This is a genomic window from Pseudomonas sp. C2.3V (assembly GCF_058536325.1).
Map to the genome: position 1 here is coordinate 3,494,287 of NZ_JBZUBN010000001.1, position 21,053 is coordinate 3,515,339.

The 21,053-nt window shown below is 58.4% G+C and carries 14 protein-coding genes; 10 read left to right on the top strand and 4 right to left on the bottom strand.

Translation table 11 applies throughout. The annotated features are described in order from the left end of the window. The first annotated feature begins 290 nt into the window (after positions 1–290). From AC4LF3_RS16675 to AC4LF3_RS16695, 5 genes are all read left to right on the top strand, one after another. Positions 291–2,171 carry a sigma-54-dependent Fis family transcriptional regulator gene (locus tag AC4LF3_RS16675; RefSeq protein WP_491835895.1) on the top strand — a complete coding sequence of 627 codons (1,881 nt, stop codon included), beginning with the start codon at positions 291–293 and terminating at the stop codon, positions 2,169–2,171. 215 nt (positions 2,172–2,386) lie between these two features. After that, the gene (locus AC4LF3_RS16680; protein ID WP_019366014.1) at positions 2,387–4,093 is read left to right on the top strand and encodes a peptidoglycan D,D-transpeptidase FtsI family protein; all 1,707 of its coding nucleotides are present in this window, start codon (positions 2,387–2,389) and stop codon (positions 4,091–4,093) included. 456 nt (positions 4,094–4,549) lie between these two features. Next, the gene (locus AC4LF3_RS16685; RefSeq protein ID WP_491835897.1) at positions 4,550–6,439 is read left to right on the top strand and encodes a pyruvate kinase; all 1,890 of its coding nucleotides are present in this window, start codon (positions 4,550–4,552) and stop codon (positions 6,437–6,439) included. Between the two features lie 231 nt (positions 6,440–6,670). Next, complete coding sequence (locus tag AC4LF3_RS16690; RefSeq protein ID WP_491835899.1) at positions 6,671–8,716, top strand: M13 family metallopeptidase; 2,046 nt, start codon at positions 6,671–6,673, stop codon at positions 8,714–8,716. Positions 8,717–8,782: 66 nt separating this feature from the next. Beyond that, positions 8,783–9,436: an HAD family hydrolase gene (locus AC4LF3_RS16695; RefSeq protein ID WP_491835901.1), complete on the top strand. Its 654-nt coding sequence runs from the start codon at positions 8,783–8,785 to the stop codon at positions 9,434–9,436. Here the strand turns inward: AC4LF3_RS16695 and AC4LF3_RS16700 are convergent, their stop codons facing one another. Continuing rightward, positions 9,437–9,619, bottom strand: coding sequence for a hypothetical protein (locus AC4LF3_RS16700; RefSeq protein WP_010795736.1), 183 nt, complete (start codon positions 9,617–9,619; stop codon positions 9,437–9,439). It abuts the gene before it with no gap. 122 nt (positions 9,620–9,741) lie between these two features. Between AC4LF3_RS16700 and AC4LF3_RS16705 the strand changes: the two genes are divergently transcribed. Together AC4LF3_RS16705 and AC4LF3_RS16710 are read left to right on the top strand one after the other, a co-directional pair. Beyond that, complete coding sequence (locus AC4LF3_RS16705; RefSeq protein ID WP_491835903.1) at positions 9,742–10,224, top strand: GNAT family N-acetyltransferase; 483 nt, start codon at positions 9,742–9,744, stop codon at positions 10,222–10,224. A gap of 325 nt (positions 10,225–10,549) precedes the next feature. Beyond that, the gene (locus AC4LF3_RS16710; RefSeq protein WP_434154318.1) at positions 10,550–11,365 is read left to right on the top strand and encodes a DUF1206 domain-containing protein; all 816 of its coding nucleotides are present in this window, start codon (positions 10,550–10,552) and stop codon (positions 11,363–11,365) included. Positions 11,366–11,404: 39 nt separating this feature from the next. On the opposite strand, the gene AC4LF3_RS16715 is transcribed toward AC4LF3_RS16710, so the two are convergent. From AC4LF3_RS16715 to AC4LF3_RS16725, 3 genes are all read right to left on the bottom strand, one after another. Further along, positions 11,405–11,938, bottom strand: coding sequence for a 2,4'-dihydroxyacetophenone dioxygenase family protein (locus AC4LF3_RS16715; RefSeq protein ID WP_010795739.1), 534 nt, complete (start codon positions 11,936–11,938; stop codon positions 11,405–11,407). A gap of 90 nt (positions 11,939–12,028) precedes the next feature. Then, positions 12,029–13,054 (bottom strand): UV DNA damage repair endonuclease UvsE, encoded by a 1,026-nt coding sequence (uvsE, locus tag AC4LF3_RS16720; RefSeq protein WP_219651076.1) that lies wholly within the window; start codon positions 13,052–13,054, stop codon positions 12,029–12,031. 125 nt (positions 13,055–13,179) lie between these two features. Beyond that, a complete protein-coding gene (locus AC4LF3_RS16725) occupies positions 13,180–14,073 on the bottom strand; it encodes a LysR substrate-binding domain-containing protein (RefSeq protein WP_150346631.1) in 894 nt (297 codons plus the stop codon). Positions 14,074–14,215: 142 nt separating this feature from the next. Here AC4LF3_RS16725 and AC4LF3_RS16730 point away from each other — a divergent pair, with 142 nt between their 5' ends. The 3 genes from AC4LF3_RS16730 to AC4LF3_RS16740 all read left to right on the top strand — a co-directional run bounded on the left by AC4LF3_RS16730 (position 14,216) and on the right by AC4LF3_RS16740 (position 21,048). Then, positions 14,216–14,800, top strand: coding sequence for an NAD(P)H-dependent oxidoreductase (locus tag AC4LF3_RS16730; RefSeq protein WP_010795742.1), 585 nt, complete (start codon positions 14,216–14,218; stop codon positions 14,798–14,800). Between the two features lie 183 nt (positions 14,801–14,983). Further along, on the top strand, positions 14,984–18,064 hold the full coding sequence (locus tag AC4LF3_RS16735) for an autotransporter domain-containing protein (RefSeq protein WP_491835907.1): 3,081 nt from the start codon (positions 14,984–14,986) through the stop codon (positions 18,062–18,064). A gap of 320 nt (positions 18,065–18,384) precedes the next feature. Continuing rightward, positions 18,385–21,048 (top strand): GAF domain-containing protein, encoded by a 2,664-nt coding sequence (locus AC4LF3_RS16740; RefSeq protein WP_491835909.1) that lies wholly within the window; start codon positions 18,385–18,387, stop codon positions 21,046–21,048. The last annotated feature ends 5 nt before the right edge of the window (positions 21,049–21,053 follow it).

Below are 21,053 nucleotides of genomic sequence, written 5' to 3' on the forward strand. Positions count from 1 at the left end.
TGTTTGTTATGAGGACCGGTAATACCTGAGAAATAGCAAGGCCTGGGCCAACTGTGGCAAATGTGCGCCGCAGGCGGCTTCGGCTGTCCGGCGCGAACCGGCAGGTGTCACATCGTGTGTCAGCGCCAGGACAGCAGGCGTGACAGGCTGTACCACTTCTGACACAGTCGATGATCTGCATTGCATTTAACCTGCGCCTGATCAAGCATAGGCGCTATTACGCACTTCGCTGAATCGGAGGGTTCCTGTGAATCAAGGACCCGGAATTCACCTTGCGGAGCACAATAAGAATGACTGCCACACCCATGAGTCGTCACACGCGTCAGGTGCTTGCCGTTGGTCATGGTCTGGGCCAGGCCGACACCGATCCAGCCATTGCCCGTTCGTGGCGTCGCTGTCTCGAACAGCACCGCCTGGATCCGTCCACTGCCACCTCGCCCAGCGTACTCGAGCACCCTCGTATCCTTGAGCAGCGCGAGCGCTCACAACGGGTGCTGGAAATCGCCCATGGCGAGATGAATCGCCTGCATCAGCAGCTCGCGGGTGCCGGTCATGCCGTCCTGCTTACCGATGCCAGCGGCCTTATTCTCGATTGCATCACCCACGAGGCCGAACGAGACACCTTTCAGCGGGCAGGCCTGTGGCTGGGAGCAGACTGGAGCGAATCCTGCGAGGGCACCAATGGCATCGGCACCTGCGCGGTCGAACGGCATGCACTGACGATTCATCAGGATGAGCACTTCCGCAATCGCCACACCATCCTGACATGCTCCGCCAGCCCGGTATTCGACCCTGCCGGAGACCTTTTGGCCGTACTGGATGTGTCCTCGGCGCGGCGCACCGTTTCCCGGCAGAGCCAGTTTCACACCATGGCGCTGGTCAACCTGTCGGCCAAGCTCATCGAAAGCTGCTATTTCCTTCGTCAATGCGAGGACAGCTATCTGCTGCGCTTCCATACCCAGCCGGACTACGTCGGGCTGCTGAGTGAAGGCTTGCTGGCGTTTGATGAGTCTGGCCGAATCAGCGCCATCAACGAAAGCGCGCTGAACCTGCTAGGCACGACGCGACCGGCCCTTCTGAGGCAACCCGTAGAGACGCTCATCGAGCTTCCCCTTGCTTCGTTACTTGATCGTGCACAACCGCATCCTACACATTGCTGGCCGCTGTACAGCACTGAAGGAACACGCTTCTATGGACAGCTGCGAGCGCCGCACAAGCTTGTTCATTCCGTACCTGTCCGTACCCCGCCGCGTCCAGCGCTGTGCCTCGAAGATCCTGCCCTTGCACGGGAGTTCGAGCGCGCCCGCAAGGTCATGGAGCGCGATGTTCCGGTGCTGCTCACCGGTGAGACGGGGACCGGCAAGGAGGCCTTCGCCAAAGCCCTGCATCTGGCCGGTTCGCGCGCCAAAAAGCCTTTTATTGCTCTTAACTGCGCGGCGATCCCGGAATCACTTATCGAAAGCGAGCTGTTCGGCTACGCCGGTGGCACGTTTACCGGTGCGCGCAAGGAAGGCATGCGTGGCAAGCTACTCGAAGCCCACGGCGGCACCCTGTTTCTCGATGAAATCGGCGATATGGCCCTGATGTTGCAGACCCGCCTGCTGCGCGTACTGGAGGAACGGCAGGTCGTTCCGCTGGGCGGACAACCGCAGGCGATCGACGTCCGCATCATTAGCGCCACCCACCGCGATCTCAGGATACGGGTAGGCGACGGCAGCTTTCGAGAGGATTTGTACTACCGGCTCAACGGTCTGGTGGTGAGCCTGCCGCCGGTACGTGAGCGGCTCGACAAGGCCGCGCTGCTCAATCACCTGCTGCTTGAAGAGGCGCAGGGCCAGAATCTGCACCTGGACGCCGAGGCTCGCCAGGCCCTGCTTGGGTATCAATGGCCAGGCAATGTTCGTCAGTTGCGCAATGTCCTGCGAACCCTGGTGGCCTTGTGCGAGGATGGGGTGATTCGCAGGGGTGATCTGCCGCAGGAGATTTCCAGCCCAGCGAGCCTGCCCGCCCTGACGCTGGATGCGCCCCTGGAAGATGCCGAAAAGACCGCCCTGCTCCAGATACTGGAGCAGGAACATTGGCAGATGACACGCACGGCCGAACGCCTTGGCATAAGCCGAAACACGCTTTACCGGAAGCTACACAAACACGGCATTACACCCAGACGCTAGCAATCCCGCTTGCTGGAGCCGCTCAAGACCAGTTGTTTGGCGGAATGACCACTGGTCGTATCGCGCCTTCTAGATCGAAAGATGCCTACGCTGATGCGAAACCCATCGCCAACTACTGGCACCTTTACGGTACTATCCGCGCTTTCTCGCCTCGCCGGGCCAGCAGGCCTGACGATGGCCTGCCCAGGCATTGAACACGTCAAGTTGCCAAGACCATGAATGGATTTTCAAACCGCTACCGTTTTCATGCGGTGTTATTTTTTTTGTTCCTGCTTACTCTGGCCGTCGCGTCCAGGCTGGTCTATCTCCGAGTTCATGACAGTGAGTTCCTGATCGATCAGGGCGAACGGCGCAGCGTTCGTCATATCCCCATCCCCGTTACCCGCGGCCTGATTACCGACCGCAATGGCTCCCCCCTGGCCGTCTCAACCGAAGTGTCGACGATCTGGTGCAACCCTTCGGAAATGAAGGAGAGCATGGACCGGGTGCCTGCGCTGGCAGCGGCACTGCATCGTCCCGCAGACGAGCTCATGTCCTATATCAAGGCCCGCTCGGAAAAGCATTTCCTTTACCTGGCCCGTGGCCTGTCCCCCATCGAAGGCGAGGACATCATGGCGCTCGATATCAAGGGCGTGCACCAGCTCAAGGAGTACAAGCGCTATTACCCCACCTCTGACCTGACAGCCCAATTGATTGGTCTGGTGAACCTGGATGGCGAAGGCCAGGAGGGCGTGGAGCTGGGCTACAACGAATGGCTCAGCGGGAAAGCAGGCGTTCGCGAGGTGCTGATCAACCCGCGCGGCTCCATCGTCAAGAACATCAAGGTCGACAAACAGCCCAAGCCCAGCCAGGACATTGCCCTGTCCATCGACTTGCGCCTGCAATTCGAGGCCTATCGCGCTCTGCAGGAGGCCGTAACCAAGTTTGGTGCCCTGTCCGGCTCGGCCGTACTGGTCAACCCCAAGAATGGTCAGATCCTGGCCATGGCGAACTTTCCGTCTTATAACCCGAACAACCGGGCATCCATCAACCCGACTTTCATGCGTAACCGCGCGCTAACCGATGTGTTCGAACCCGGCTCGGTTATCAAGCCGTTCAGCATGTCAGCGGCGCTGGCCACGGGAAAATTCAACGAAAATACCCAGGTGAGTGTGGCGCCGGGCTGGTTTGTCATCGACGGCCACACGATTCGCGACGTAGCACGTCGGGACATCCTGACCATGACCGGCGTGCTGATCAACTCGTCGAACATCGGCATGAGCAAGGTTGCCTTGGAAGTCGGTCCCAAACCTATCCTTGAACAGCTGGCCCGGGTCGGCTTTGGCTCGCCCCTGTCTCTGGGTTTCCCGGGTGAAAACGCAGGTTATCTGCCCAACCATGTGAAATGGTCCAGAATCGCCACAGCCAGCATGTCCTATGGCTATAGTCTGGCCGTCAATACCGCCGAGCTGGCCCAGGCCTATACGGTCTTTGCCAATGACGGAAAGCTTGCCCCACTCTCGCTGCTGCGCGATAACCCACAACAACTGGTACCTGCGATGGACCCACAGGTGGCGCATCGGATTCGCATGATGCTCAAGGAGGTAGTGGAAGATCCCAGCGGCGTCGTGCGCGCTCGAGTGCCGGGTTATCAGGTGGCAGGAAAAAGTGGTACTGCCCGTCGCTCCGGGGGCGGCGGCTACAAGGAGCATGCCTATCGTTCGATGTTCGTAGGCATGGCGCCCGCTAGCGATCCCAAGCTGGTACTGGCCGTGATGATGGACTCCCCGACCAAGATCGGCTACTACGGCGGTCTGGTTTCGGCACCGGTGTTCAGCCAAATCATGTCAGGTGCGCTACGCGCGCTGGCCATTCCGCCCGACAACCTGCCGCCTACCAATACCGCCCAGAGCGAAACACCAGCCCCTCACTCCCATACGTGAGTGAGGGCTTGCCGGAGAGGATTTCGAGGAGATCCTTTTTCCGGCCCAACGAAAAAACCCCGCCTAGGCGGGGTTTTTGTTGACCGCTCGATATCCTTATCGAGTGCCATCCTGGCGGGTCTTTCATCCTTGAGGCTCATGAGCGCGTCCCGCGCTGCATTCCATGGGTAAGAAGACTACGCCACCGCCGCCTTCTTCCCTAGCGTCAATCACAGTCACTTCCTGTAAGCCTTTGCCTACATAGATAGCTTTCTGAGCAGATATGCCATTACCGTAATCTCATGAAACAAAGCGTCCGCTATCCTGCAGAACACCCACAGCCTGGTTCTTTCTAAACCTTCGCTTGTCCCCATAAGGGCACCCCTACATACCAACGTCACATACCTGTGCTTAGCTCGGCCGACGCGACGTAATGACGCCTGTTGTTATCCGGACTTTGACTGTTGAGGTTATCATTTGAACACCAGGACACTTCCCCCAGGCTCACTGATACCGGCCGATATCGAAGCGGCCCTGTCCGAACTGATTGCTCTGCGTGACGAGATGATCACGGCGGCCTGTGACGCACCCATCCTGGCGGAGCATGTGCACCAGAGCTATACCGAGAGCGCACATAACCTGCTTAACTATCTGGCGCTACGCCGTCATGACATCCGGCCGCTACAGGCACGCCTGGCACGGCTGGGACTGTCGTCGCTGGGTCGTTCGGAAGCCTACATCCTGGCTGCAATCACCACCCTTATCGAAATCCTGCAAAAGCTCTCTGGCAGCAAGAGCGCGCCTCCTCCCTATGAGCCGCTGGGCATGAACCGGGGCGAACAGCTGCTGCATGAGCACACCGAGGCTCTGTTTGGCGCAACGCCTGTCGGGCGTGGAGTCCGAATCATGGTGACCATGCCCAGCGAGGCCGCACAGGACTACTCGCTTGTGCATGATCTGCTGGCGGCCGGCATGGACAGCATGCGCATCAACTGTGCTCATGACGACGCCAAGACCTGGCAACAGATGATTGAACATGCACGCCGAGCGGAAAAGGCCCTTGGCAAGCCTTGCCGCGTCATGATGGACCTTGCGGGTCCCAAGCTGCGCACCGGGCAAATCAACGCCGGGCCGGCCGTGATACGCGTCAAGCCGACCCGCGATGATTTCGGTCGAGCAGTCAAGCCAGCCCGCCTCTGGCTGACTGCCAGAGAAAATCCCCAAGCTCCACCGACCCAGGCAGATGCCAGCCTGCCGGTGGCAGCGGACTGGTTATCGAATCTACAGCCACATACACAGGTAATCCTTCACGATGCCCGCGGCTCGAAGCGGCAGATCGAGATCGTTGATACCTCCCGCGAAGGGTGCTGGAGCGAACTCTACAAGACCGCCTACCTGACGCCGAACACAGCCCTCTCGATCAAGGACAGGAAAGGCCGGAAACGCGAGACACGCATTGCGCCCTTCCCGGCTCAAGAGCAGGCCATCAAGTTAGTGGAGGGCGATGTGCTGATTCTGACCAAGGATCAACATACCGGGCATCCGGCAACCTACGACAGTTTCGGAGAAGTCCTGACCCCAGCTTCCATCGGCTGCACGCTGCCGGAAATCTTCGAAGATGTACGGGCTGGCGAGCCGGTCTGGTTCGATGATGGCAAGATCGGCGGAATCATTGATTCGGTGCAGAGCGAGACGCTGCGTATCCGTATCACCCACGCGCCTGGGGGTGCCAAGCTCAAGAGCGACAAAGGCATCAACTTTCCGGACAGCCATCTGCGTCTCGATGCGCTCACGCCCCATGACATCGAAGCCCTGTCGTTCGCAGCCGAGCATGCCGACGTGGTCGAATTCTCTTTCGTTAACACGGCAGATGACGTCAGGACCCTGCTCCATCACATTGATCGACTGAACGCCCATGGGCTGGGCGTCGTGCTCAAGATCGAGACACGTCGAGGCTTCGAGAACCTGCCGGCGCTGCTCTTTGCAGGCATGAATCTTCCGCGTTTCGGCGTCATGATCGCGCGGGGCGATCTGGCGGTAGAAAGCGGCTTCGAACGACTGGCTGAGCTTCAGGAAGAAATACTTTGCCTGTGCGAAGCGGCCCATGTGCCGGTGATTTGGGCGACCCAGGTACTGGAAACCCTGGCCAAGAAAGGCGCGCCGTCGCGGGCCGAGATTACGGATGCCGCCATGGGTGTACGGGCCGAATGCGTGATGCTGAACAAGGGTCCGCACATTCTGAAGGCCGTCCATACCTTGCACGATCTGCTGGCACGCATGCAGGCGCATCACTCCAAGAAGCGGGATCTCCTGCGAAAACTTCAGGTAGCGCAGCAACCTACTCTGGCGGCCAGCTGCCCGGAGTGACGCCTTACCGTGCCGATAGCGGGCACCATTTTGCAGCCAGGCGCTCTACAAGGGATGTTCCATAGCCCAAAACAGTGCCAGAGCCGCGTGCCTCTGGTACGTTCACCACAGACATAACGGGTGTGATACGCCCTCGGCAGTGCCTGGCCCTGCCCTTGCAAAGCCGTTGGCCTCGCCATAAGCGAGCCCGTTATAGTCACGTGCGTGACCGCTAATCCCAATGGAGATCCCATGAGACATATCTTTGCCGGCGCCGTTTGTGTACTGGCGTTGAGCGCCTGCGGTAAATCGGAATTTGTCCAGCCCCAAACCCCTGCCAACACGCTGCAGTCCGGCATCAAGAAGGAGAACTTCGATCCCGGCGTCCGGCCTCAGGATGATTTTTTCAACGCCATTAACGGTCAATGGTTGAAAAACACACCTATCCCGGCCGACAAGACCAGCTACGGCGCTTTCCATGCCATTGCCGATACCACCGAGAAACAGCTGCACGCCATCATCGAGGCGCTGGCCGCCAAGCCCGACAAGGCTACTGGCAGCGACGAGCAGAAAATCGGCGACCTGTATGCCTCCTTCATGAATGAAGCCGCCATCGAGGCGCAGGGGCTTAAACCCTTGCAGGGTGCGTTCGATGCTATCGACTCCATTCATGATCGTCGCTCGCTGCTCATCACAATGGCCCGCCTCCAGCAGCTGGGTATCGATGTTCCGCTCGAACCCTATGTCACCCAGGATGCCAAGGACTCCAAGCGATACGTAGCCGAGATTGCCCAGTCCGGTCTCAGCCTGCCCGACCGGGATTACTACCTGATCGATGACACGTCATTCGCCGAGATCCGCTCCGGCTTCGTTTCGCACGTGCAGCGCATGTTGGACCTGGCCAACCTCCCTGACCCTGCCGGTAGTGCCCGCAAGGTGGCTGCACTGGAAAAGCAGATCGCCCTGGCCCAGTGGGACAAGGTCGACAACCGCGACCCCATCAAGACCTACAATGCCTATGAGCCCACCCAACTGCGTACGCTGACCCGTGCCATCGACTGGCCGTCGTACCTGAAGGAGACCGGCTTTGTCGGTCAGCATCCGATCATTGTCGAGCAGCCCAGCTACATCACGGGGCTTGGCAAGCTCTTGACGTCTACATCGCTCTCCACCTGGAAAACCTACCTCAAGTGGCACGTGCTGCATGCCTATGCTCAGGCACTACCGCACGCCTATGCCCAGGAGGATTTCGCATTCTTCCAGCAGACCCTGAACGGCGCCAAGGAGCAGCGTCCACGGTGGAAGCGTGGCGTAAGTGCGGTTGAAGGCAGCCTGGGTGAAGCCCTGGGCAAGGAATATGTCGCGCGTCATTTTCCGCCGGAAAACAAGGCCCGCATGGAGGCGCTGGTTCGCAACCTCATCGCCGCCTATGGGCAGGCTATGGATAAGCTGGACTGGATGAGCGAAGACACCCGCCAGGCAGCCAAGGCCAAGCTGGCGAAGTTCACCTACAAGATCGGGTACCCCAACCAGTGGCGTGACTACTCATCCTTGCACATTGCCCCGGATGACCTGATCGGCAACCTGCAGCGGGCCCAGACATTCGAGTATCAGCGCAACCTTGCCAAACTCGGCAAGCCGGTCGATCCAGATGAGTGGGCCATGACGCCACAAACAGTTAACGCCTATTACAACCCGCTGCGTAACGAGATCGTATTCCCGGCCGCCATCCTGCAACCGCCCTTCTTCAACATGCAGGCAGAAGATGCTGTCAATTACGGTGGTATCGGTGCAGTCATCGGCCACGAAATCAGTCATGGTTTCGATGATCAGGGCTCGCAGTTCGATGGCGACGGCAATCTGCGAGAATGGTGGACCAAGATAGACCGCGAGCGCTTCGCAAAGCGTGCGACAGCGCTGGCTGAACAGTACTCGGCCTATGAGCCGGTACCGGGCTATCACATCAATGGCCGCTTTACCCTGGGTGAAAATATTGCCGACCTGGGTGGCGTAACGATCTCCTACTCGGCGTATCACCTGTCATTGAATGGCAAACCTGCCCCTGTCATTGACGGCATGACGGCCGAACAGCGCTTCTTTACGGGATGGGCGCAGGTCTGGTGCACCAAGTACACACAACAGAACCTGCTCAACCGTCTGAAAACCGACCCGCACTCACCGGCGCAATACCGCACCAATGGTGTGCTGAGCAACGTGCCTGGTTTCTACGAGGCCTATGACGTCAAGCCAGACGACCAGATGTACCTGCCCCCGGACAAGCGCATCAAGATCTGGTAAGCCCCTTCCCTACCGGTGAGCCTGAGTCCTTTCAGGTTCACCCTTGGAGCCATTCAGGACATGCTGATGCTCAATACACTGATATTCGATCTCGACGGGACTCTGACTGATACCGATCCGGTTCATTACCAGGCCTGGAAGCAACTCCTGGCCCGCGAGGGACGCAACTTGAGTGAAGAGGACTTCAGGCGTCACATTTCGGGTCGCGCCAACGACGCAGTTTGCAAAGACCTCTATCCAGACAAGACGCCCGATGAGCACACAGTGATTGCAAACGAAAAGGAAGCCTTGCTGCGTGAGTTAGCCAACACACTCGAGCCCACCGCTGGCCTTGAAACCTTGTTGAGCTACGCGGACCAACAGGGATGGAAACGCGCGATCGTGACCAATGCCCCGCGTGCTAATGTCCACCATATGCTCAAGGCGCTTGGACTGGAAAACCGCTTTCCCCTGGTCGTGCTGGGTGAAGAGCTGGAACGTTCGAAGCCGGATCCCTTTCCCTATACCACTGCGTTGAATACGCTGGAGACCCAGCCCCGGCAGGCGCTGGTTTTCGAGGACTCTATTCCCGGCCTGACGGCAGCCAAGGCTGCCGGAATCGTTACGGTCGGTATTACCTCAACACTGACAGCCGATGAACTGCTGGCAGCCGGCGCCGATCTGGCAATAGCAGACTTCAACGACCCCAAGCTCTGGGAAATGCTGAAACGAACCGCCTGATCAGGCGACGGTATGCAACTCGGCCAAGGTGCTCATTTGCACTTGTGCCTCCTGACGCGTCGTGAACGGACCACTGATGCGCTCGCCATTGCGTACCAGATACCAGCAGACCATAAACCCGGCCTCCCGAAGCGCAGCAGGTACGGCACTGCCTACTACTGACATGATTTGAACAATGGGCATAAGGACCTCTATCTACTCTTAAGCCAGGCTTCACAGTACGCTGTGATTGATACCTTGAGAAATCGACAGGATTGATAGTGGTCATTAACGGTTCAAAGGTCCGACGAAATGATGGCCCTCTTTTGATTGAAGCCATTACCGCCCTTGACGATACCCAGCGCCAGGCGCTGCTCAGCCTTGAATTACACCCTGAGCAGATAGCCTTTTCAGGCACGCCTGAGGCTGCACTGGTGAGTCTTGAGGGGCAGTCACCCCGGCATGTACAAGGGTTCGCCTTATTGGAAGCAGGCCTGCCGGCAGGTCTGTTTCTACTCAAGCGGGCTCCCCTGTCTCCCCAGTGGGTCAGCGCCGATGCCTGCTCGCTCCATGCCTTGCAAATCGCGGCTCGCGCACAGGGCCGAGGGCTGGGCAAAGCCTGCCTGCGGGCGCTTCCCGAGCTGGTCTGCAGGCAGTGGCCCGATATCCGGCATATTCAACTGGCAGTAGACGCCCACAATGAATCAGCGCTGGGGCTCTATTTAAAAGAGGGATGGATCGATGAGGGCAGGACGTATAAAGGACGCGTCGGTCTGGAACGTCGACTGACCCGGAGAATAGACTGCTAAACAGCGGTGAAACGGAAAAACCCCGCCGTAGCGGGGTTTCGTTGACCATGCTCGACATCCTGTCAAGCTGCCATCCTGGCGGTCATATCGGATCCTTGATCTACCATGAGCGCTTCCGTGCGCTGCTCCGATGTAAATAGATTACGCCTCTCCCTTCGTTTCCCCTAGAGCCAACCGCTGAGAGTCCTTGTAAGCTTTTTCCTACAAATACTGGCCAATCGCCTTTCGTCCGTTTGGCTTGCTACCCCAGCCGTGAATACGAACCGCCGCCTCAGTCGCCGGGTCTTTTCCTGTATCCCTCATAACTACAGGAAACCTAATCAGCATGACTCCCAACCGAGGCCTTACCTGGCTGGCCCGTGGTGGCTACGCTGCCCGAGGCGTGGTGTACCTCATTATCGGTGGCTTCGCGTTACTGGCAGCCATAGGCTCAGGACAGCCCGTCGACAGTCATCAGAGCCTGCAAACCGTATTGGCGCAACCGTCCGGCAGTACCCTGCTCTGGATTGTGGTGATCGGGCTTGCAGCCTTTGCAGCCTGGCGTACCGTACAGGCTCTACAAGATTCGGATCATCACGGCACGGATCTCAAAGGATTAACGATCCGTACAGGGCTCCTCGCCAGTGGCGTGACATATGTCCTCCTGGCGCTCTTCGCCCTAGGCCTTCTGATCAGCGGTTTCAAAACTCCTGGTGAGGGCGGAGGCTCTGGAGGTGGTGGTCAGGCACAGGACTTTCTTTCACACCTGCTCAGCTGGGACCACTCCAATATAGTGATACGGCTGATAGCCCTGATTCCGCTGGGTGTAGGCATTGCCCATATCATCAAGGGGTGGAAGGCCTCCTTCGAACGGTATTTCGAGGCGGATGAAGGTGTCATGCGCATGGTACGCCCCGTCTCCCGATTCGGACTGATTGCACGGGGGGTGGCCTTTATCGAGATTGCCGTACTGCTGGCTGTCAGTGGCTCACGCTACGATGCAATGCACCCACCGGGAATCAAGGAGGCTCTCAACGGGCTTCAGAACTTGCCTTTCGGCCATATCATTCTGCTGGTGGTTGCGCTGGGTTTGATCGCCTTTGCGGTCTACAGCTTTGCCGAAGCGGTATGGCGTCGTATCAATATGAACGTCCCGGTATGACGTAGCGCCCTGCAAGGCAGGATCGCAGGGCGCTTTTACCTAGCGGAACAAGGTATCGACGTAATCTGCGCCGATACCGACGCGCTCGAAATGCTCCCGGCATAGCTTGATATAGTCGTGTACATCGAAATAGCCCGCGGCGTTGCCGTCCTGATCCAGCCAGATCAGAGGGCCCTTGACGATAAAGAAGACCCGCATCGGCTCATCATAATCATAAGCCACCAGCGTATGCCCCTCGCCAGGCGTTTCGTAAACGAAGTCGCCGGCTCTGGCCGTCCAGCCATGCTCCAGGTAGCCCCACTTTCCAGAGATGGTATAGGCAAAAACCTCATGGGGATGGTAATGACGGTTCACCAGGCCCGCCTGTTTGGCCATGAGAACATCGCACCACTTGTTCTCGGAGGGCGAGATCCATAACGGGCGACTCGAGACGGTATCGGTAAACGGCACGTAATAGCGCTCGTCTTCTGTCGGTGCGTCCTCAATGTAGACCTCAGGCCTGGCATCAGGCTTCAAGCTGTTGGGAATCGGCTGGAGTTCTTTCCAGAATTCACGACGGGCGAGTTCAGGCATGGCAGTGCTCCTCTTATTATTGTTCTAGTGACTATAGCCAGCTTACGGGGCTTTGCAGGCCAGAAACCGGAGAATGCCCAGGTTTGAGACCTAGGCAGCTTTTTGGACCATGTACTGTTCGTAGAAATCGATCACGGCGAGGTTTTTGTGCTTGGCTTCGAACATGATGTCGAACTCGTCTAGAAATGACTTGGCGTATTCGTTACACCAGCGGTTCCACATCCGGTCACTGTGACCATACAGGTCACGCTTGTTGACCTTAGTCAGCAGCTGTTCCATTTCAATCTTCTCGTCAGCCGAGATACCCAGCTCCATCAACATCTCCTGGGACTGTGAGTAGTGCATGGCCGGACGTACGCCCCGCCAGCTTTCGACGATGCGCTTTACCCGTGGGTCATGACGGTCGATGTAGCGACCTTCGTGAATCCAGCAGTGGTGGATATCCAGAACGACCGGAGCGTGGTCGGCTAGTTCAAGGCAGGCGTCAACACCGTATTTCTTTTCCTCGTTCTCAAAGGTTATGCAGTTGCGGGCCACGTCTGACAGGCGCGGCCAGATATGCAGGATGCCTTCGACGCCCAGCTTGCCCGCAATGTGGATATTGCATTTGAAATCCTGAAACTGCCGTCCATAGCCCATCATGCGGATCATATCGGCGTGGTATTCAAATTCGCGGATGCTGTTTTCCACCGTATCCGGGTTATCCGAGGCCAGCACGCAATACTGCCCCGGGTGCATGGAGAGGCGAATGTCATGGGTACGCGCATAGTCACCGATACCTTGGAACTGTTCGGAGATGAAATCCCGGATAGCCGTGGAGTCGTAGAAATAGGCATAACTGGGATGGCTGTAGAACGGCAGGATATCGCTGCTCATGCGCATCATGTGCAGGTGAGCCGGCAAGGAATTGACATACTGCAACAGACGCATCTGGGCCTGAAGATTGTGCTCGATCACATAGAGCAGCTTCTCTTCGGCCGCCTCGGTTGTCTGGCTGGACAGCCAACGTAGCGTGGTGGTCTTGCCATTGTAGAGCCGCTCGATGGCTTCGATCTCTTTTGCAGGCAGGCTTCTGTCGGGATGGCGGTAATTGCAGGCAAAGCCGATCCGGTACATGGCAAACTCCTTCGAGGCACGGACAGGCGTTGCTCATAGGCATCACCTGTTCTGGATAACATTTTATTAGGAGGCTGTATTCGGGCCGAAGTGCCTGAACAGCGATCGCTATCGGTCGACAGACGCTACAAGCGCTCGCGCAAATGCTCTGCAATAAAGTCCAGAAACAGCGTGATCCGCAGTGAAAGTTGGGTATTGCGGTAGTAGACCGCATTGATGATCTGAAAGGAGTCCTGCACCTGATCCCTCATGATCGGAACAAGCAGGCCCTGCTCGCGAGCCGACCGTGTCATATAGTCCGCCAGGCACACAATTCCTTGTCCGGCCAGTGCCAATGCCTGAATCGTCATCCCGCTTGAGGCGGATATATCGGGCGAAACCGCCAGCGTAGCGCCTCGCTCGTTTGGTAGCGGCCACTGATTGAGGTGATCAAGCTGGCTGAAACCGATCAAGGTATGTTTATGCAGGTCAGCGACAGCAAGCGGTGTCCCATGCCTATTCAGGTAGTCCGGGCTGGCCAGCAGGCTGAGCCGGCTCTGCCCCAACGGTCGCGCGTGCAGAGTAGAGTCACGCAATTCGCCGATCCGGATGGCAACATCCGTGCGCTGTTCCAGCAGGTCGATGAAGCGGTCATTCGTGTCCAGCTCCAGCGTAATGCCGGGATACTGTTCACGGAACAGACCCACCAACGGGACGACAACGTGATACATGAAGGACGGTGCCGCATTTACCCGCAAACGGCCTGCCGGCCGTTGCCGCCGGATCGCCAGTTGCTCCTCGGCCTCATCGACCGAGGCCAGGATGGCACGGACCTGGGTCAGGAAATGCCGTCCCTCATCGGTAAGCTCCAGACGCCGGGTCGTGCGACGTAACAGTGTGGTGTCAAGCTTTTGCTCGAGGCGGCTAAGAGCGCGACTCACGCCCGAAACGGTTTGTCCCAACTGGTCGGCCGCTGCGGTTATGGAACCCGTTTCGACAACGGTCTTGAATACCAGATGTTCTTCCAGCGTGGTTTTCATGCCTGCCTTCGCCCGTCATTCTTGATTTCAAATCAATTATCTTTTCCAGTTTATCTACTTTAACGACAAGCATGTGCGGAGGACACTGTACCGCTTTCTGGCGCACCCCTTTTGCGCCCTACCCGTTTAAGTGGGAGCTTTCATGAATATCTTGTTGATCAATGGCGGCAAATCGTTCGCCCATTCCGCAGGGCGTTATAACGAAACCCTGCACACTCTGGCTGTGGGCCACCTGAGCGAGCTGGGCCATACCGTCAAGGAAACCGTGATCGAGTCGGGTTACGATGTTGAGGCTGAAGTCCAGAAGTACCTGTGGGCTGATGCCATCATTTATCAGATGCCGGGGTGGTGGATGGGCGCCCCCTGGACCGTCAAGAAGTATCTAGACGAGGTCCTGACCGCCGGCCACGGCTCGCTATATGCCAACGACGGTCGTACCCGTAGCGATCCCACCAAGCAGTACGGCACCGGTGGCCTGCTGCAGGGCCGTCGCTACATGTTGTCCCTGACCTGGAACGCACCGCGTGAAGCGTTCGACGAGCCGGGCAACTTCTTCGAGGGCAAAGGTGTGGACGGTGTGTACTTCCCCTTCCACAAATCGCAGCAGTTTGTGGGCCTTGAGGCCCTGCCGACCTATCTGGCGAATGATGTCATCAAGGCGCCGGACATCGAGCGCCATCAGGCCGAATACAAGGCGCACCTGACGCGCGTATTCGGTCAGCAGTAATCAGTCTGCGTCAGCATGAAGCCCGGTCTAGACCGGGCTTTTTCATGGCCGCCTAAAAATCATCGCACAACCCAATTGTCATGTTCCCGCCACAGAACTGAAAAGCTGGCTACGTACGCTCCTCGACCTTTGTACCGCTTTGTAACTTTTCGTAAAGCTTCGGATACATGAAAGGAGTCGTTAGTGAGACCGTCAAACGTCAGTTCGTGTGTGGTCGCTTCATCGTTCGTTCTGTCCCTGTTGGCTGCATCAGTACAAGCGGCCGGTCGTGCCGATAACAACGCCATTAACGGTGTAGACCTGCTGTCTGGCTTCAACACGCTCTGGACACCCGGCGCCACGTGGAATACCGGTACGCCGACCGCGCTGGGGGCACCGATTCTTCAGCGTAACGTTCAGTATGTTGTGGACCTTTCCCATACTCGGACACGTGAGCAGGAAATCGCAGCCTATTACGATGACCGTCGCAACCAGAGCTATAGCGCCATCGATGGGCTGGGCTCACTGGCGGACGGATACCGCGCAGGTTCCGGTGCCTTTACCACTATCACCACGTTCGACGACTCCAACCAGACCGTCAAATACGACGACAAGGGTAACGGTGCAGGCGAGACCTCATCCGCCCTGGGCAAGGTTGTCCAGCTGGTCGGTGCGGTGCGCAACGATGCATCCACTACACCCGCCAAGAATGCCTATCAGTACCCTCGCCCCTGGCGCCAGACCCAGGAAGAGATTATTCAGCCCTCCCTGCGGCCGGCTCGCAGCAGCACTCCAGAAACGGACGGCGGCTTTCCCAGTGGACATACCAACGCGGCCTATCTTTCCTCGATTGCCCTGAGCTATGCCATCCCGCAGCGCTTCGAAGAACTGATGCTGCGCGCCTCGGAGGTAGGTAACAACCGGATCGTCGCAGGTATGCATTCGCCGTTCGATGTAATAGGCGGCCGTATCACCGCGACCTACTTTGCGATCGACAACCTCACCAATAACGCCCAACTTCGCAACGAGGCCTTTCAGCAGGCGCAGGCATACCTCACCGAGCAGTGCGGTGGCGATATCAACAACTGCATGGATCCAATCGACCCGGCAACGGACCGCTTCTCGCAACATGCGCAGGACAAGGCGCTGTATACCTCACGCATGACCTATGGCTTTGCGCCGGTAGGCCCGACAGACCTTGCGCCCGTGGTGCCGGTCAATGCCGAAGTGCTGCTGGAAACCCGCTTCCCCTATCTGGACGCCAGCCAGCGTCGTGATGTGCTGGCCAGTACCGAAATCTCGTCCGGCTATGTGGTCATCGATGAGTCCAACGGCTATGGCCGCTTGAACCTGTTGGCGGCTGGTGATGGCTACGGGGCCTTCACCTCCGACGTAACGGTCAACATGGATGCCAGCCTCGGCGGCTTCAACGCCAAGGATGCCTGGCGCAACAACATCAGCGGTAGCGGTGGGCTGATCAAGAATGGCACCGGCGAGCTGACGCTAAGTGGCGAAAATACCTATACCGGCGGCACGACGATCAATGGCGGTACGCTCAGGGGCTATGCCCGCGCGTTTGGCAGCGGTGCCATCACCAACAACGCCACCCTTGTGCTGGACCAGTCCGTCGACGATACGATGGGCAACACCCTTGCCGGTAACGGCTCGCTGATCAAGACCGGAGCCGGCTCGCTGGACCTGACCGGCAATAGCAGCTTTTCGGGTACCGCAGCAGTCAACGAAGGCCGCCTGGCCGTGAACGGCAGCCTCGCCAACTCTGCCGTTACCGTCAACCAGGGCGCGACCCTGGGTGGCAACGGTACGATCGGCACCCTCGTCGTGGCCCAGGGCGGCATCGTCGCGCCCGGAAATTCCGTCGGACAGTTGAACGTGAACGGTAATGTCACGCTCGCCAATGGAGCGGTCTATCAGGTTGAAACCAACGAGGCCGGCCAGACGGATCGCATCGTCGCGACCGGTAGCGCTACGATCGATAACAGCACGCTGTCGCTAGTCCAGAGCGGCAACTGGCAACCCTTGACGCGTTATTCCATCCTGACAGCCAATGGCGGGGTTACGGGCACCTTTGCCAACGTCACCTCCAACTATGCCTTCCTGACGCCCACGCTCAGCTACTCTGCCAATGGTGTTGAGTTGGCGCTGGAGCGAAACAGCACTGCCTTTGCCTCCCTGGGCACGACCCGTAACGAGCGCGCCGTTGCGGCTGGGCTGGATAGCATCGTAGCTGGCAGTGCGTTGTGGGATCAGGTGGCACAGTTGGACACGGCGACGGCGCAGCAGACCTTCCGTGCGCTGTCGAATGAACTGCACGCCTCTACCCAGACAGCATTGGTCGAGGACAGCCGTCTGGTCCGTAACGCCATGACGGATCGCCTGCATAATGCCCAGGTCTCGGCAGCTGATACCGCGCCGGGCATACAGAACCTGATGGGCGATAACGCTAGGGGTGTGGTCTGGACGCAAGCCCTTGGCGCCTGGGGCAAGACCGATAGCACACATAACGTCTCAGGTCTGGATACGCACACCACCGGCATCCTGTTCGGCGCTGATGCACCGCTTAACGATACCTGGCGCCTGGGCGCGCTGGCAGGTTATAGCCACAGTGACTTCGACCTGCGCCACACCTCGGGCTCGTCCAAGAGCGACAACTATCATCTGGGTCTGTACGCCGGCGCCCAATGGGATGCCCTGAGCCTGAAGCTGGGCGCGGCGCACACCTGGCATGACATTGATGCCAAGCGCACCCTGTCCGTTCTGGGCAGTGCCGATCGGCTGTCGCCTAATTATGATGCAGGCACCACACAGGTGTTTGGCGAACTGGGTTATCTGATCAGGCAGGATCAGGTGACGCTGGAGCCCTTCGCGGGCCTTGCCCATGTCCGTGTGCATACCGACAGCTTCCATGAGCGCAGCGGTGCCCTGGCGCTGGATAACAAATCCCAGGATACAGACGTGACCTTCAGCACTCTGGGCTTGCGTGCGTCGACTACGGCCTCGGTTGGCAGCGTACAACTCAAGCCCAGCGCAACTCTCGGGTGGCGGCATGCCTTTGGCGACGTAACGCCTGAGCACAAGGCAGCGTTCGAGGGTGGCAATACATTCACCCTGGAAGGCGCACCGATTGCTCGCAACGCAGCCGTTATCGAAGGCGCAGTGGATATGGCCCTGAACGAAACGGTCAGCGTAGGGATCAGCTACGGCGGCCAACTCAGCAGCGATACCACTGATCAGAATGTCAAAGCCAACCTGAGCTTGCGCTTCTAAGCATCTGGATGGCCTCTCTGGAGGCCATCTCCCCACCTGACAACGAAATGGTTTGAGACCATAAAACTGTGACGGTCGTCAGATCTGTATTGCCAGCCTCCCCTCCTGCCAGTAGATTCCGCGCCCAATGCCCATCGGCTGTAGATGAAGTTGTTGGTAAGCCTGATGAGTAGCTGCGCGCCTTGATCGCCCACGCGCGCCCTGCGGCCTGTTTTTAACAGAGCGAAGCCACGTCAAGCAGCCCAACATCCTCCTCATATACCCAAGGTCCCGCTAGCCGGCGGCTTTGTTTCTGCCTGCCCCGTTGTAGAGCCGTTTACATGTTGGATGTCGAACTCAATTCAATCAGGCCGCAGGATGCGCTCACTCCAGACGTGGATCGCTTTGAAATCCTCAACCGGATTGGTGCCCGCCTGGCCGCCGAACTGGACCTGGACAAGCTGGTGCAGGAAGCGACCGATGCAGCCGTTGCGTTGATTCATGCGCAGTTCGGCGCGTTCTTCTACAACGTGCTGAACGAGCAGGGTGAAAGTTACATGCTGTATGCGCTGTCGGGTGTACCGCGCGAAGCGTTTGCTAATTTTCCCATGCCGCGTAACACCGCCGTCTTTGCGCCAACCTTCAAGGGCGAGGGCATCGTACGCTCTGATGACATCACCCAAGACCCCCGTTACGGAAAAAGCGCCCCCCATGCTGGAATGCCTGAAGGGCATTTGCCAGTGCGCAGCTATTTGGCCGTCCCGGTGGTTTCACGCTCCGGCGAGGTACTGGGCGGCATGCTGTTTGGCCACGCCGAGCCCGGCATGTTTACCGAAGAGCACGAATACCTGCTGGATGGCATTGCCGGTCAGGCGGCCATTGCCATAGACAATGCCCGTCTCTTCCGCAAAGCCCAGAACGAGTTGGCCGAACGCAAGCGGGCCGAGCAATTGGCACATGAGCGCAGCAATCGCCTAGAGCTGCTGTCCGAGGCCATCGAGAAAGCACCTTCCGCCCACACGCTGGAGGAGCTGATCGAGATCGTGAGTCATGCAGCACGTCGGCTTTCCAATGCCGATGGGGTCGCGATTGTGCTGCGCGAAGGCGATCAGTGTTTCTACGCTGCCGAGATCACGCCTGAACCGCTGTGGAAGGGTCAACGGTTCGCCATTACCGACTGCATCTCCGGCTGGGCCATGACTCACCTGGAAACAGCAGTGATTCCCGATGTGCAGGATGATCCCAGGCTGATCAAACGCTTTTACACGCCTACCTTCATAAAGAGCCTCGTGATGGTGCCCTTGGTCAGCGATGGACGCGCTACCGCTGCCATCGGCGCGTACTGGGCCAGACTCCATACGCCTGAACCGGCCGAGATTGCTACGCTTGAAGCGCTGGCGCGCGCGGCCGGGGCCGTACTCAAGCGCCTGGAGGCGGAGCAGGCACTGCGCAAGCTGAACGAGACGCTGGAAGCGCAGGTAGCCGAACGCACCGCCGACCGGGACCGGATGTGGCGACTGTCAACAGACGTCATGCTGGTGGCCCGCTTCGATGGCACCATTACGGCGGCCAACCCGGCCTGGAAAACACTGTTTGGCTGGAACGAAAAGGAGCTGATTGGCCGCTCCTACTTCGACTTTACCCATCCTGATGACAGGCAGCGCACCCTGGCCGAGACAGAAAGTCTCGCCAAGGGAATCACCACCATGCGCTTCGAAAACCGATACCTGCGCAAGGATGGCAGCTACGGTTGGCTGTCCTGGATTGCCGTTCCGGATGGCACACTCATCCATGCCGTAGGTCGAGAAATCACCGCAGAAAAGGAGCAGGCCGAAGCGCTGCGAATGGCTGAAGAAGCCTTGCGTCAGTCGCAGAAAATGGAAGCGTTGGGACAGCTAACGGGTGGCATCGCCCATGATTTCAACAACCTGCTGACCGGCATCATCGGCTCGCTCGATATCATGCAGACCCGCTTGGCCCAGGGCCGTGTCGAGGCTATCGAGCGTTACGCCAAGGCCGCGATGACCTCTGCCAACCGGGCAGCCGCGCTGACTCATCGCCTGCTGGCCTTTGCACGCCGACAGCCGCTGGACCCCAAGCCCGTCAATGTGAACAAGCTGGTTGTCTCGATGGAAGACCTCCTGCATCGCACCCTGGGCGAGAGCATTCAGATGGAGATGGTCACTGCGGGCGGGTTGTGGATCACCCTATGCGATGCCAACCAGCTGGAAAGCGCCATCCTCAATCTGGCGATCAATGCGCGCGATGCCATGCCCAACGGCGGCCGTCTCGTGATCGAAACCTGCAATGCCCATCTGGATCAGGCCTATACGTCACGGCAACGCAATATAAAGCCTGGACAGTATGTGTGCATCTCCGTAACCGATACCGGCGTCGGCATGCCCAGGGAAGTCATTGAGCGAGCATTTGATCCCTTCTTCACGACCAAGCCCATCGGACAAGGTACGGGGCTTGGCCTGTCGATGATCTATGGCTTTATTCGCCAGTCCGAGGGCCATGCCACTATCTATTCTGAAGTAGGCATCGGTACAACGGTAAAACTGTATCTACCGCGCTTTCAGGGCTCGCACGAAGAGGATCGTGAAGAAACAGGCCTGACCGACGCCTACCGCACCGAGCACGGCGAGACGGTGCTGATTGTCGAGGACGAGCCCATTGTTCGCGAGCTGATCGTCGAGGTCCTCAAGGACTTGGGGTATAAGGCCTTGCAAGCCCATGACGGACCGTCCGGGCTCAAGATCATTCAGTCATCCCAGCCTATCGATCTGCTTATCACCGACATTGGTTTGCCCGGCCTCAACGGTCGCCAGCTGGCTGATGCCGCCCGCGAGCTACGCAGCGACCTGAAGGTTCTGTTCATCACCGGCTATGCTGAAAACGCGACGCTGGCGAGCGGCTTTCTGGAGCCCGGTATGGAAATGGTCACCAAACCCTTTGCCGTGGAAAAGCTGGCCATTCGTATCCGCGAGATGATCGAGCACTAACAGGT